The sequence below is a fragment of the Proteiniphilum propionicum genome, assembly GCF_022267555.1.
Classification (GTDB): Bacteria; Bacteroidota; Bacteroidia; order Bacteroidales; family Dysgonomonadaceae; genus Proteiniphilum; species Proteiniphilum propionicum.
In genome coordinates, this window is record NZ_CP073586.1 from 2,390,682 (window position 1) to 2,405,258 (window position 14,577).

Consider the following 14,577-nt stretch of genomic DNA (forward strand, 5'->3'; position numbering starts at 1 on the left):
TGAGTACTGTGATTTTCTATCCTGGCAACGCAAGCATTTCAGTCGTAATAGCTGTCCGGAGTTGTAGAAGTGTCCGATTTTCGCAGAATATCTTTATAGTTTATATCTATCATCTGTTGTCTGCGGTCGAACACCATATCATTTATAAACTGTTCTATCTCGGGCAGAAACTCTTCCATGGGATAACCCGACACCTCATGTCCAATATTTTCCATGCTGTAGAAAATATATGGATAATGTTCCTCACGGAATCTCTTCGCCAGCGATTTAGATCCGAACATGCCAATATTGAATAATCGAATGTTGTCGTATGGTACAAGCTTATCGGCACTGCCGTGGAAGAAAAGAGTGGGAGCAGGCTTTTTTGCGTACGACGGTACACCTTCAGTACTAAAGATTCCGCCTGCAAAGGCAATCACACCTGCATATCTGAAATTGTCAGGCAGCACACTGGCTGAGGGATGGTTGTCGCGTTCACGGTAATCTGCTTGTAAAACAGTGATGGCACCTGCACTTGATCCGCTGATTATTATGAGCGAAGGGTCTATATAAAGCTCTTCGGCATTTTCCAGCAGATAACTTGTCGCAGAATATAGATCGGCTACAGCCAGTGAAATGGAATTTTGAATTGGTTTGTAATTAAATAAACCCGGGGCCTTTTGCCCCTTCATCCCCAGGCGGTAATCAATAGAGGCTACTGTAAATCCCTTGCTGGCGAAATAGTTGAAGAAAGAAGAATATATTTTTGCATCTCTTTCCCCTTCTTTAAACCCGCCTCCAAAAACAAAAAGGAGGCATGGCTGTGGCAATAAGGCGGCAGAATCTGATCTGTACAGATCCAGTTTAAGCTCCCGTCCATCCTTCACCGCATATGTGCGGGTCTCCTTTTCCAGTGAATGCGGGAAGAGAGAGAAAGAGAGAAAACAGGCCGCGAAAATTATGGATAACCTTCTGATCATAATGCGTATGCTTTTTTAATATGATTCAGTTAAATATTAAATGAATTGATCGGGAACAGGGCCAGAAAAATCACTCTTCAATAAAGTCGGTGACCAGTTTCAGAATCTCAGCCCTTGCCTTGTCGTAATCGTCATTGCTCACTATTACATCGAATTGCGGAGCAAAACTCATTTCATATTCAGCTTTTGCCAACCGGTTCTCAATGACTTCCGGTTCGTCGGTACCTCGTTTTTCAAGCCTTTCGCGTAGTACCTCTACCGACGGAGGCATAATAAAAACACTCAATGCCTGGTTATTGTATATATTTTTAATGTTGAGCCCACCTACACAGTCAACATCGAAAACCACATTCTTGCCTTCTTCTAGAATGCGGTCCACCTCGCTTTTCAGAGTACCATAGAATTTATTGTCATAAACCTCCTCATATTCTAGGAACTCGTTGTTGTTTATGCGCCTGCGGAACTCGTCGGGTGACAGGAAATAATATTCTACACCATCTTTCTCATCCCCGCGTGGTTCGCGGCTGGTAGCCGAGATGGAAAACTGAATGTTCAGTCCCTGTGACAAAAGAAAACGCACAAGTGTCGATTTACCTGAGCCTGAAGGTGCTGAAAAAATGATTAGTTTGGCCATTTTATTACTTTTTCCGGTAGAGCCACAACTATTATTAATTGTGTCATAAATAGCTTCTGCTTCTCTGCTTCTCTACCTTTCTTTACAATACATTTAAAACCTGTTCCTTAATCTGCTCCAGCTCATCCTTCATCTGCACAACAATACATTGCATATCCGATTGATTTGATTTGGAACCCAGGGTGTTTATCTCGCGCCCTATCTCCTGGGCAATGAACCCAAGCTTTTTACCCTGGGAACGTGAGCCGTTTAGCGTTTCTGTGAAATATTTAAGATGATGGGCAAGGCGGTTTTTTTCCTCGCTCACATCCAGCTTCTCAATGTAGTAGATCATCTCCTGTTCAAAACGGTTCTTGTCGAATTCAATCCCTTCAAGGTTGTTAAGTTCGTCATAGATTCTACTTTTTATCTTATCAACGCGTTCTGTTTCAAAAGGTTCTACTGCAATAAGCAGGGCGCTAATCCGTTCAATTTTTTCAGTCAGTACCTTCGCCAGCATCTCCCCTTCCTGTTTGCGAAAGGCAATGACATCATCTACTGCACGTTCAATTGCTTTCCCTATAGATTCCCATTCCACATTGTCGGGCTCTTCCGTATCCTGTTTCATTACATCAGGAAGGCGTAATAGTATTGAGAACCAGTCCTGGGGAGGAGAAACGTTCATTTCGAGGGCATGGTCCCTTATTTCTCTGTGATACTGGCTCAGTGTATTGAAATCTATCTTTGAGGATACATCCCTGGAGATAACATCCACATTTATATTAAGATCGATCTTACCTCGTTCCAGGCTATGTGAAAGGTTATTACGCAGTGTGATCTCTTTTTCCCGGTAAACTGCCGGCATACGTATAGATAGATCAAACTGCTTGCTGTTCAAGGACTTAATCTCGACAGTTACTTTTTTGTTAGGGAGTTCGACAACTGCTTTGCCGTATCCTGTCATTGAATGTGTCATTTCGATACTTTTCTATTAATTCAAAATATTTGGTTTGCTTTTGTATTTTCATGCAAAACAAATATTGCCATCGCTAAACCGTTATTTTTGTTTAACTGAATAGTTTCACAAAGGTAGGGATTTTTGGTTGATATTTTTGTGTTTGCAGCCGAAAGTTGACTTGCATGCACAGGCATATGCCAGGGTTGTGGATTTCCTCGAAACCACTTCCCCAGAGTAATACTCTTTGGGAGGATAATCAGATTACTGAAAGGTTTTGTAATTATCTTCCTACTGAATAAAACGCGTCAGTTTATGCATTTTCAATTCTTCTTGCTTTGCGCTCCTCTTCTTTTCTCCGGCGATCTGCAATATCCTGTTTGTCGGCCAGTATAAGCAGTTTACGTGTCTCAACCAGATTCGAAACAAGTAGAAAAACACAGGCAGCGGTTGCAAGGTACTGAATGGAACCGGGTATAAATACCTCTAACGTGATAATGGTTCCCAGCAATAATCTCACCTCGGTAGGGCCAAAGATACCGGAGTCTATAGAATACTGGCCGCCTATCTTATAACGCAACTGGGCGGTAATCATTTCCCATCCGTAGAACACAACGAAGAAAAATCCTGCATATTTCCATATCCCGGGGGCATAGATGGTATAACCTAATCCAATCAGGAAGGTACCTACCCAGTCCACTGACACATCAAGAGAAAAACCGTACCATTTGCGTGGTTTGTTCCGGTAGTATGCAAGCCGCCCGTCGAGCGAATCGCCTACCCAGTTTATAACAAAACCTAACAATGACATAAGCAGCCAGTAACGATTCAGATAAGCTCCCAATACAAAGCTTGAAGCAACCAGAAGGTTTCCGAAGAAGCCGATGGCAGTAAGACCGTCGGAAGTGATCCGGGAAGGCACCTTTTGCACAAGGTATGCAATAGTCTTTTGTTCCCATTCACGCAGAATATTAGTTCTGTTACGATCTGTGGCGATAACCTTAAGCGTTTTCGCCATTTTTCTTTTGTTACTCTTCATATCTGACTCTATTTTTCAAATTACTCTTCTTTTCTCAATATTTTCACGCCTGCCAATAGATATTTCAAAATCATAAATATTTTAAATCATATTATTGACTGTAAATGGGCCTCTTTTTTTGCAAATGTAAACAATATATTTCTGTTACTCTTCTGTTAGGGTAAAAAATTATTAATATAAAGAGGCCATTCCATTCAGAACGGCCTCTTATAGAGAGTGAAAATTGCACTCTTGTTATTCTACGTTATCACCTTCTTCAGTAGGAACAATAAGCTTGTACCCTTTTCCGTGAATGTTGATGATTTCGATGTTGGGTTCTGGCTTTAGCAGTTTGCGCAGTTTAGTGATATATACGTCCATACTGCGTGCGTTGAAATATGTATCCTCTTCCCAAATCTGTTTCAGTGCATGGTTGCGTTCTAAAATATCGTTAGCGTGAGCACATAGGAGCGACAACAACTCCGATTCTTTGGTTGTCAGTTTTGTCTGGATGTCGCCGATATTAAGAATTTGCTTTTGAGTGTCGAAGGTCATCGTACCAAAGTTGTATACTTGCTGCTCCTTGCTTTTTTTGCCTTTCACACGGCGAATGATAGCTTCAATACGAAGAACCAGCTCTTCCATACTGAACGGCTTGGTAATGTAGTCATCGGCTCCGGCTTTGAAGCCTTCAAGTACATCCTCTTTCATATTTTTGGCCGTTAAAAAGATCACAGGTATTTCAGTGTTGATAGTCCTTATCTCTCTAACAAGCGTTACGCCGTCTTTCTTAGGCATCATTACGTCAACGATGCACAAATCGTATTTTGTTTTCACGAATCCTTTGAAACCGGCCTCCCCATCGGGAAACAGATCGGTATCAAACCCTTTTGCCTGGAGATATTCTCTGAGCAACATGCCAAGATTCTCATCATCTTCGCATAAAAAAATTTTTAACTTCTCTTCCATATCATTTTTGTGTTATTACGGGTAAACTAATTATAAATTTGGTGCCTTTACCTAATTCACTTTCGGCACGTATTGTGCCATTCATGTCTATTACGATCTTTTTCACGTATGCCAGCCCCAGTCCGAATCCTTTTGTATCGTGCCTGTTGCCGGTAGGAACGCGATAAAACCGTTCAAATACCTTTTTCGAATCTTCCTTCCTCATCCCGATTCCATTATCCTCAATGGTAATAATGATTTTGTTCCCTTCGTTGCGTGTACGGATCATCAATTCAGGCGGAACATCTTTTTTTCTGTATTTCAACGCGTTGTCCAGGATGTTGAAAAGCACATTGGTAAAGTGCATCTCATCCACGCGTATTGTGGACTTTTCAGCCTGAAGATCAATGTCCAGAATGCCTTCCAACTTCTCCACTTTCAGCACATGAGTATTGGCAACACTCACCACCAGGTCGTTTGCATCTATCTCTTTCATCTTCAGAGTTGTCTTCTGCTTGTCGAAAAGCGACATCTGCAACACCTTTTCTACTTGGAAGCTGAGCCTTTTGGTCTCATCATGTATCACTCCCGTGACATGCTTGAACACTTCGGGCGACTTAAGGATAGACTCATCCTTAAGCATCTGCGTGGCAAGCGAGATGGTGGAGACTGGCGTCTTCAGCTCATGCGTCATATTGTTAATAAAATCGTTCTTCATCTCAGACAAACGCTTTTGCCTGAACAGTGATACTATCGTAAATATAAACGTTATCAGTAGTATAAACGTGAATATTAGCGATGGTATAAAAAAGGAAAGTTCACTATACACATAATTCCTTTTAGTTGGAAAATAAACCCTCAACTGGTTTAATTTTGCCGGTGGATCGTTAGGAAACAGAATTTGAGTGTAAATCGCATCTTTGTATTTTGTCGAAAAGCCGGGAGAAGAAAAAACCACCTTATTGTTGTAATTCACTACCTGAAAACTGAATGGTTCGTTCAATCCATTGTATGACAGCTCGTAACGAATATATTGTTCAACCTTGTTGAAATCGATTCTTTTTTCAATAGGCTCATTACTGGCACGATTCATTATTTTAAAAATAACCTCATCAAGTAATGAGCGCTCGTGAAGATATCGCTTCGACAACGACTGTTGCATATCATACTGGGTTTTTGAGATTGTGCTTAAGCCCTGGCTGGGTGATAAAAACACCCTCTCCCTTTGCTGATCCGGCCGCATCGACTGCTGTGGTGCGTTCAGCCTTATTCTTGTATCACTTCCTCCGGGTTGTGTTATTGCTGCACCTGTTTTCTGCTCTGAAATATTTGGGGACATCTGCGGGGCGGAATACTGTGAATATCTGTTTTCCGATTCAATCATATCCTGCTCCAGGTAATCGCGTGTCTGATCCTGCTCAAGATCCCTCATCACGTTGTACAAGCTTCTGTTTACCTGCTCATCGAACTGTTTGGTGCGGATATCCATGCTTGTCCTCATGTATCTTACCTGCAGAAACAGTAAAGCTAAAAAAGTGGTGAACATAACAACGGCAACCAACCATATAGTCGATTTTTTCATACTGTACTTTCTTTACTAACCTCTTTTTATAAGTGACTATTTTATTTCAAAGATCGTCTTTGTTCATTTTAATTTAACAAATAAACGACTTTTTTGTTTAACATATCCTCTTAAAATTAAAAAAAAACGCAGGAAAGCCCGTTTTGCAACATTAATTAAGATAAAATAGCGGTTTTTATTCTAATTTTCAGTATTTCTCAGCCATCTCTTTTTTCATATAACACCTTTGTATGATTTTTGGTTGCCGGGTAAACCATCTTTCTATATGAATATGCTTCACCCAGCCAGTTTTAATACTTCATACAGATTGTTTCAATGTTATACCTAGCCAGTTTCAATACTTCGCTCTGCCAGTTTCAATGCTTCAACCCCGATGAACCCGGCTATTGAATAAGGTTTATCCGCAAACTTACCCCCGCATTTGTTGTTGCTCCCGGATAGGATGATGATGAAACAAGTGGTGTATTTATCAACTTGTCGTAAAATGCACGCAGTGTTAGAGCCCTGCTTAATTCGTAATCTGCAGTAAAACGTATAGTTATGGTCTTTATTCCGCTTGTAGCCTGAGTAAAACCGTCTTCAATTTTTCTGATAAGAGCACTCGTGGTTTTGTGAGAGACATCGAAACGGAGATTCAGAGTGTTACTGAATGTTTTGGAGGCGTGAGATTGGCCTTTCTCTCCAGCTATTCCCGGCAACCGACTGTTTCTGACCCTTTGCATTGAGTTTGACCCGAATCCTGCTATCCGGTTAAAATCGGCAATGCGGTAGCCTATTCCAACAACAATATCGTTATCATTCATCTCCACTATCCTGTATGAAGGGATATTCAGGTTCAGCGCCCTTGTCCTATTTATCCTCAGGCTTACATTCATATTGTTGCTCAGTATGCTGTTTGCCTCAATAAGCGGGTGAAAGCTTTCTGTAATGGTTACCGCTGAGATATCGTATGGTGTTGAGGGGATAGGAGATCCTGAGAGGGCGTCACGTATGTAACCCAGGTCACCATCATCGTTTGCCGGCACCCAGCTGAGATAAGATGAGAACGAACCAACACGGTAATGCGATATGTATTGATGAACAAGGTTTAACGACTTCACATGCTCACCCAGTTCAGGCAATATTGACATCATGTCGAACGATATGTTCCAATTTGGTAACAGCGACCTCATGCCGGGAAAGGCGGTAAGCTCCACGCTGTTAGGATCCTTGCCTGTATATGCTGCCAGTAATGAAGGGATTAACACCTCGGCTGAGTTAATGTTAACATCACCTGTTGCCGGGTCAAACGGTTGTCCTGCGTAGCTGCTTCCAGCCAGAAATCCACTGGAAGGGTAGTGTGAAAGTTCATATTGGCCCCTTACTCTTGATGCGATAGCCTCCCTGTTTTTCCGAAACCTCTCGAATGTACTTGAGAAGTAGTTTTTACCTGCTCTCTGGTTTTCAAATGCTGATGAGAGGGAGATGGTAGTCATTGCAAAACTGCCACCGTGAACCACAGGCATCTCCTCAAACATAAATTGAAATTCTGTACGCCGATTATCCTCGTAGAGAGCGTTAAGGTCGATTTTTAATCCCGGGAAAGGTTCCAGGGAAACTTCCAGTCTCATATTTTTTGTCCGGTTACTTATGGCGGGTGTAATATTGTTTTTGTTTATTACCAATAGGTTGTCTTCTTTCATTCTCTCTATGAATCTCTTTCCGCCATCAAATCCGAAGGCAAACCCCAATCCGGGAAGCAGCCCGTCAGCACCGTTATGTTGGCCGAAAATGTCGCCAATCATCTTATCATATCCAGGCAGGCTGGTACGTGTCATGTATCCAAAATTCAGGTTGATACTGCGAACCATCATCACTGCTCTCATGGCATAACTTGCAATGTCGTAACCGGGAGTACTTCCTTCCGCCGGCGAGATGTCCGCCTGCATAGGTCCCGCCCCTCCGTTAAAAATACTGTTCGCCTTCTGCAGGAAAGGAATCTTATTGTATAGCAACACCAGGTTGAACCTGCTGTTTACTGAAAGTGCAAAATCGTTCTGTAGAAAGTTGCCTGTATTTTCATCATCGACAACAGCTCCGCGTTCCCACCGGTAGCGGGAGTTATATGCTGCACTCGAACTGATCCAGTCAAGCGGTGCTATATGAGCGAACGGGAGGATATATGTAACGTTGGCCGCCTGCTCGTAGTTGAGTGGTTTCCCTAGCTCACGTATACTGTGGATCACAGAATCCTTCCATATTTCATAATCGCTCCGGTTAATCTTTTTATTCACTTGCAGATAAGGCTCTTCAATTTCGGCTATCGTACCCGAATGAAACGATGCTTTCAGGTTTCTCGTCAGATCCCACGTGATGGAAAAATCCCGGTCCCAAAAGAAATTGCGGCTAAACGAAAGGTATTGCCGTTGCGACTGTGTTGTTCCATCTCCTTGGGCATTGAGGCTCCGGAGCTGTTTCTCCTGATAATTACGCACTAACAGTGAACCTGCTCTGATGTTGTTTGGGAGTAAATTAAAATATAGCGCTTTAACCGGTTTCAGCCATCCGGAGTTGTCTTTTATATTTTTAAAAGGCTCCAGGGATTTCATTAAAGGGGAGTACTCGTAGTCCGCCTGTATCCGGTAATCGAGTACCGTTGCGTACTCGGTATCAGGGCTGTGAAGTTCATTAATGTTCCTGGCAAAGGTGAAGCTTAAGTTGGCCGGATCGTATGGCATCGGGTTTTTACTACTGATATTTACTTTTACATTGCTCAGGCTAATGCTTTTGTTTATAGAACTTGTAGTTGAGATGTTTTGAATAGAATCGCGATGATGCCTGTTTTTGGACTGTTTCAATGATTCGGAGAGCAGGATATCTCTGTTAAATGGGTCGTAGAGCGGGGTCCATGTCCGGTCTGAATAGGAGTATTGAAACGGTGCCGTCACCTTTGCCTGCCTTGGAAGAAAACGTCCTAACTCAAAATTAAAAGACATATGCATTGATAAATAGTCATCGTTGCGTCGTTGCAAAAGGCTCCTGCTGAGAGCACCAAAGCCGGCTGTCTCTTTTCTTCCAGAGAAGGCGACAGTACCGATATCTGACAGTGCCAGCTGCATATTTCCCTGAAACGCCCAACCTCCTTTTTCATCGAACTCGCTTAAGCGTAGCTCGTTTATCCATACTTCCCCCGACTGATTCCTGTCAGAATGGTTCCTGATGCCAATCATCATCACCTTCACTTCTGCCAGCGAAGGATTACCAATAATGGTTATCCTGTTTCCCGGTTTATCCGGGTCGTAAAGCGAGTAGGGGATATAATAGTCAGCACCACCACTACGGTGTTTTTCTGCATTACGTTCCAGCTTCAGGCCGGTGAACAGCTCAAGAGGAAAATCGAACATGTTTTCCAGTGGCCATACCGTCTTCTGCCCGGTCGGGCTATTGGTGCTGTACTGCCCTTCAGGAGTAATTAGCAGAGGTATCTCATACTCGTAGAAGTTATCCCTGTAGTCCGACCCCAGACGCAAGAATATTGAAAGATCCCCATCCTGTAATGTGCCGGGGACTTCCGGCAGCTGCTCCGCATGTACAAACATCTGCAGCCTTTTATAGCGGCGCATATCATACATACTGTTTTTGTAGATCGACCTGGAGGCCCCCGGCTCAAGATCTTGTACCTTTATAGAAAGCGACTGCTCATTCTCCTGTCTGAGCTGAGGTTGTCCCGGATCAAGAATACGTGTAACCCCCGGAGGCAAAACATAATTTACCGGTGTGCGATTGCCGTTCTCTTCAATGTTCACTGTTGAAATGTCAAGGCTACCTGTGCCTGTGACTTCTCCTCCTGTTACAGGATCTTTCGTGTAACTTCTCCACTCACTACGTACCAGTTCAAGTGTGGCGAATCTTAGAAAGATAGGTTCTTCAAAGCCGGTAAGAAAAATTCTCATAAACCGGATATTGTTGAACCCATTTATATTGCCAATCTTTTGCTGATAATCCCTGACAGGTATTTTAAACTGGTACCAATTGACCTTCCCGTCCTGTCCGTTCCGCAATCTCACGCTCACTTCACGCCTGTCGACAATAAAGTTGCTTCCCGTCTCCATATTTTCGTGCCTAAGCGATACCCTGTACTGATAATATGATTCATTCTCATTGAGTGTATTGTCGTTATCTATGTCCTCCACATCAGGAGTGGATCGCGATATTGAAGAATAGCGTGCATCTTCATCAGATGCAAGTGAATTGCCTTCAGTGCCGTTGAAATATTTATATCTCTCGAGTATGCTCATCTGCATGCGATCCTGTTCCGCCCCTCTATAATGGCGGAATTTGTCCCCTGCAGGGTCGTTTAACGGTGAGTGGCTGTCGGCTTCCATTGCTGAAATAGTTTCACCCGATAACCGGGGACGAAGTTCGTTCAGGTAGTTGGCATATGATGGATACACTTTCTCCTCTTCACTGCTCAGTCCGTTCAGCCCTACATCCTGCAACCGTCGTGCTTCCATCCCCTGAGAGTTGTCGAAGGCATAAACTGTGGACTGCCGCTTCGGGTATTTACCCCATACTGTGTATCCCACTGCCGTAGTATCGCCATCAACAGGCAACCCATTCTCAAAAAACTTTTTTCCGTCTTTCAACACATCTTCCGATATATCACCAAGGTTGAAGTAGAGGTCGCCACCTGTTGAAGTGCCGAGCGTGTCATTCACAAAAGGATCCATCAGCCAGAACTCAATATATTCAATGTTTGCTGCCTCAAAATCGCGGGTATCCATTCGTCGTGTGATACCACCCCAACGTTGTTCCGGATTGAGTAGATTTCCTTTACCGTCCACATTACTATCAAGGTTATAAGGTCCCCGTTCGTTAGGATAGTAGGAGATATTAAGTGCAGGAATGGTGGCTGGCTGTCCGTAATAGGCATCCCTGTTGGGGTAAATCTCCCTCTCAAATATCTCCCTTACCCGGTGGTCGGAGAGTTGGGTGTGATCGTTTTTGATATGAGCAGGCGTCAGGCTCGAATTCCTTCCGGTGAAGATGCCATCGATATAGAACCATGCCATCAGCGCGCGGTTTTTTCCATAATCGGTATTGTTAGAGAGTGCCGCCTCCGGAAACAGTCCTGAGGACGTGTTGTTAAGCGGAGTGGAGGCGAGTGACCAGGAGTAGGGTGTACGAAGATCGATGCTCGTCGATGAACTTTCAAAATCATCAATATAGGAGTATTCGCCCGTGTATCTGTTTTTATAGTGTCCGGCAATCAAGTGAGCAAACTCCAGGTTTGCCGAAAGTTGAGAAGGTGCTGTAGCATCCACAAAAGGCAGCATATCAATCAGGTTGGTTAGCGCATACGACTTTCTTCTGTAGGAAAGGTTTGCCCCCCACAACGTATTTTTTGCAGATTCGTCTCCGTAAGCACTTTTCATTATTAGTGGTTTCTCGTAGTAGTGCATCAGCGTGACTCCTGCTGAAAAGTCCTTTGAAAAATCGTATAACAGGTTGATACCCATCAGTGTCTTGCGTTGCAGATGCGACATAAGGCGGTTTTCGAGAGTTACACTCACAGGTGTTCCCGATTCAAGAACTGAACGGTTAATGATGCTTACAATACCTGAGAGATAATCAACCGTGTAATCAACACCTTCGGTAAGGGGGATACCGCCGGCAGTGACCCTTACCGAACCCCTTTCCACATTCACTGCGTTTAGGTTTATCTCATGGGCGGAAGAGCCTCTGTACTCGCCACTCAAACGGAACTTATTTCTTTCGGGGACCTGTCGTGCTGCGGTGAGCGTTGAATCATACAACTCCTGATATACATATTTGCGGGCAATGGCATCGTTATCGATTTTTTTCTTCAGATGCGACCCGAACGGCTCAGTAACAGGAAATATAATCCAGCCGTTTTCGCTGTCTATTGTATAGCCTTCAAGAAAATCGAAGATCCCGTCGGGATTGGGATTATTGCGTGAGTCAAGCCTGTCGAGGTTCATTATGGTGAGGAGCAGCTTGTCGTCTACACCACTCCCTGGTAGATAGTTCATATAGATACCTGAGGAATCGCTCTGGTATGTGACATTCATCCTGAAGCGATCCTTTTGCACATTGTATGCTCCATATCCTATGGAGTAGATGTTTTTCATCATCAGCCCCCATGCCGGGGACCGTGGAGAGAACGAAACAGGTTTCAGCAGTTTAACAAACAGGGCACCCTTTTGCCTGTCGCCGTTACCTGCAGAAACGCTTCCCACTTCACCGGAGAACTCTCCCACCTGGTACACCCTGCCATTATATGTGTATTCGTAAGCAATTGCCAGCACTTCATCAGGCTGTAACGGCATGTTAAGGGAGATATATCCAAGCTGAGGGCGGTATTTGTACTCAGAGGGACTCAGGAGTCGCGCATTCTCCAGCTTTTCATAGTCCGTGCCCGGGACGATGCTGCCGGGGAGGGTGTTTTCCGTTTCACTCAGATTGCGTGCACCGGGGTAGTTAGAGACAAGCTCGCCATACATGGTGTTGGACATATTGTCAGGAACGTCTGACGAGCCTTGCGCTGTCCACATCGGGTTATGTATGTTGTTGTGTTCCCCCAGGTCGGCAAATGCAATAATATTTCTAACCCTGTCATACTCCCCTCGTTTGTTGGTCACCCACACCTCCATCCTTGTTATGGATACCGATGACTGCACATAAGGGAGCTTTGCCAATGCATTATCATAGGTATCGCGGAAGTAATGTCCCAGGAAAAAATGGCGGTTCTCATCATACTTGTCGGCGTTAAGCTCAAATTGTGTAGTTTGTACCCCACCGCCGGTATTAACGGTTTGTGATTCCGACTGTTGTTGAGAGATGACCGTATTTACCCGCAGTTTACCAAACTGCAGTTCCGATTTTATGCCCAACAGCGCTGCTCCGCCGTCAATAAGCGAGTTGGTTGTGGACATGTTAACGTTTCCCGCTTCAATATTTTTAATTATCTCGTCTTCATCACCCTTATAAGCAAGCCTTATCTGTTTTGCATCTGCATCAAAGGTAGCATCGGTATTGTAATTGATATCGAAATTTATCTTTTCCCCCACTTTGGCATTCATATTTAGCTTTATCTGCTGGTCTGAATCGAATATATTTCTTACTCGTGACCGTTGCGGAATGCCCGGATTACCGGTAAAATCCCGTTTAATCCCAGCTGATATCTCTACAGATCCCTGTGCAGTGAACCTTATGCCCCCAGGGCCGAAAATTGTCCCTGGCTGATTTGTCCTTTTGCGAATACCTGAGAGTGACGAGTATCGTGAGGATGGCCTTAAACCGTCACGGTTAAGGGAGTTCTTTTCTCTGAAATAGTCCGATTGCATCTGTCGCGACCGGTATTCCATATACTCTTTCGGAGTCATGGTGACGGGAGTGTTTATCACTGCATCACCCACCTTATATTCAAAGATATAGAGGTTGGAGCGATAATCGTAGCGTACTTCCGTTACAACATTAGAAGGATTTTGCAGTCTAACAGGCAGCCCCTGCCGATTAAAAGGCAGTGTTACGGCAGCAGTATCTTTTGGCATGAGCCCAGTCTCAACGCTGTCGGGCGGTAAAACTGTGCTGTTAGCATAAGCAAAATAAACTGGCATTCCATTCAGGGGGAACAGAATATAGAGGAGTAATATGTAAACAGTTTTTTTCAGAGAGACAACAGCAATATACGATTCTTGAATTCAAAAATGTGTATTACGTAACCAGCTGTTGTTATAATCTCTTCAATGCCTCTTTGATAACACCTTCTACCGGTAGTGAGGGTGCTTCTTTTATAATTTTTGATACCACCTTGTTTGAGGCTGTCTGAACAAACCCCAGCATCACCAAGGCTGAGACTGCAGCATGGCCTGTCTCCGACAGATCGCTTTTTGAAAACGGTTTAACTATACCGCTCTCATCGGTTATCTTGATCTTGTCTTTTAAATCCACGATTATCCGCTGTGCGGTTTTTGCTCCTATACCCTTGACTGTCTGCAACATTGCTGTATTTTCATTAGCGATAATAACCTCCAGCTCTTTTGAGCTGAACGATGAGAGTATTACCCTGGCCGTACTTGGCCCTACGCCAGAAACGCTTATAAGGTGCAAGAACAGTTCCCGTTCATGTTTATCCATGAAGCCGAACAAAACATGTGCGTCTTCTCGAATAGATTCATACACATAGAGTTTGGCTGCCGGCTTTTCATGAATGGCACCGTAGGTGTTCAGTGAAATATTCATCTGGTAACCGATACCTCCGCATTCCAATGTTACGGAGGCCGGTGTTAGTTCGGCGACATCGCCTTTAATATAGTCTATCATTTTTTTTACAATGCAGCTTAATTACGTAATACCGTTAATATAACGGTAAAATTCCGGGAAAAGTATGAACAGAGGAAAAAAATCTGTTGTTACCGGTGACTGCAGTCATATCCCGTATTTCCGGCCTTCAGGTGAATGTATGCCCTTTGGCATAAGCTTATGAGCAATGAGCTTGCT

8 protein-coding genes are annotated in these 14,577 nt (G+C 43.7%); all 8 read right to left on the minus strand.

Annotation, left to right across the window (positions count from 1 at the left end):
- Positions 1–38 precede the first annotated feature (38 nt).
- The 8 genes from KDN43_RS09680 to ruvA all read right to left on the minus strand — a co-directional run bounded on the left by KDN43_RS09680 (position 39) and on the right by ruvA (position 14,400).
- Positions 39–959, minus strand: coding sequence for an alpha/beta hydrolase (locus tag KDN43_RS09680; protein WP_238865708.1), 921 nt, complete (start codon positions 957–959; stop codon positions 39–41).
- Between the two features lie 70 nt (positions 960–1,029).
- Positions 1,030–1,593, minus strand: a complete 564-nt coding sequence (gene gmk / locus KDN43_RS09685; RefSeq protein WP_238865710.1) for a guanylate kinase — start codon at positions 1,591–1,593, stop codon at positions 1,030–1,032.
- Between the two features lie 82 nt (positions 1,594–1,675).
- A complete protein-coding gene (locus KDN43_RS09690) occupies positions 1,676–2,548 on the minus strand; it encodes a YicC/YloC family endoribonuclease (RefSeq protein WP_238865712.1) in 873 nt (290 codons plus the stop codon).
- 292 nt (positions 2,549–2,840) lie between these two features.
- Entirely contained in the window at positions 2,841–3,566 is a 726-nt protein-coding gene (locus KDN43_RS09695) for a CDP-alcohol phosphatidyltransferase family protein (protein ID WP_238865714.1), read from the minus strand.
- Between the two features lie 234 nt (positions 3,567–3,800).
- Positions 3,801–4,514, minus strand: coding sequence for a response regulator transcription factor RprY (gene rprY, locus KDN43_RS09700; protein WP_238865716.1), 714 nt, complete (start codon positions 4,512–4,514; stop codon positions 3,801–3,803).
- A gap of 1 nt (position 4,515) precedes the next feature.
- Complete coding sequence (locus tag KDN43_RS09705; protein ID WP_238865718.1) at positions 4,516–6,075, minus strand: sensor histidine kinase; 1,560 nt, start codon at positions 6,073–6,075, stop codon at positions 4,516–4,518.
- Positions 6,076–6,458: 383 nt separating this feature from the next.
- Positions 6,459–13,694: a T9SS outer membrane translocon Sov/SprA gene (gene sov, locus KDN43_RS09710; protein WP_238865720.1), complete on the minus strand. Its 7,236-nt coding sequence runs from the start codon at positions 13,692–13,694 to the stop codon at positions 6,459–6,461.
- A 115-nt stretch (positions 13,695–13,809) separates the two neighbouring features.
- Complete coding sequence (ruvA, locus tag KDN43_RS09715) at positions 13,810–14,400, minus strand: Holliday junction branch migration protein RuvA (protein WP_238865722.1); 591 nt, start codon at positions 14,398–14,400, stop codon at positions 13,810–13,812.
- Between the last annotated feature and the right edge of the window lie 177 nt (positions 14,401–14,577).

Bases quoted from the DNA above. Each gene is read 5' to 3' on its own strand.
- KDN43_RS09680 (WP_238865708.1), bottom strand. From the start codon at position 959: ATGATCAGAAGGTTATCCATAATTTTCGCGGCCTGTTTTCTCTCTTTC.
- gmk (WP_238865710.1), bottom strand. From the start codon at position 1,593: ATGGCCAAACTAATCATTTTTTCAGCACCTTCAGGCTCAGGTAAATCG.
- KDN43_RS09690 (WP_238865712.1), bottom strand. From the start codon at position 2,548: ATGACACATTCAATGACAGGATACGGCAAAGCAGTTGTCGAACTCCCT.
- KDN43_RS09695 (WP_238865714.1), bottom strand. From the start codon at position 3,566: ATGAAGAGTAACAAAAGAAAAATGGCGAAAACGCTTAAGGTTATCGCC.
- rprY (WP_238865716.1), bottom strand. From the start codon at position 4,514: ATGGAAGAGAAGTTAAAAATTTTTTTATGCGAAGATGATGAGAATCTT.
- KDN43_RS09705 (WP_238865718.1), bottom strand. From the start codon at position 6,075: ATGAAAAAATCGACTATATGGTTGGTTGCCGTTGTTATGTTCACCACT.
- sov (WP_238865720.1), bottom strand. From the start codon at position 13,694: ATGCCAGTTTATTTTGCTTATGCTAACAGCACAGTTTTACCGCCCGAC.
- ruvA (WP_238865722.1), bottom strand. From the start codon at position 14,400: ATGATAGACTATATTAAAGGCGATGTCGCCGAACTAACACCGGCCTCC.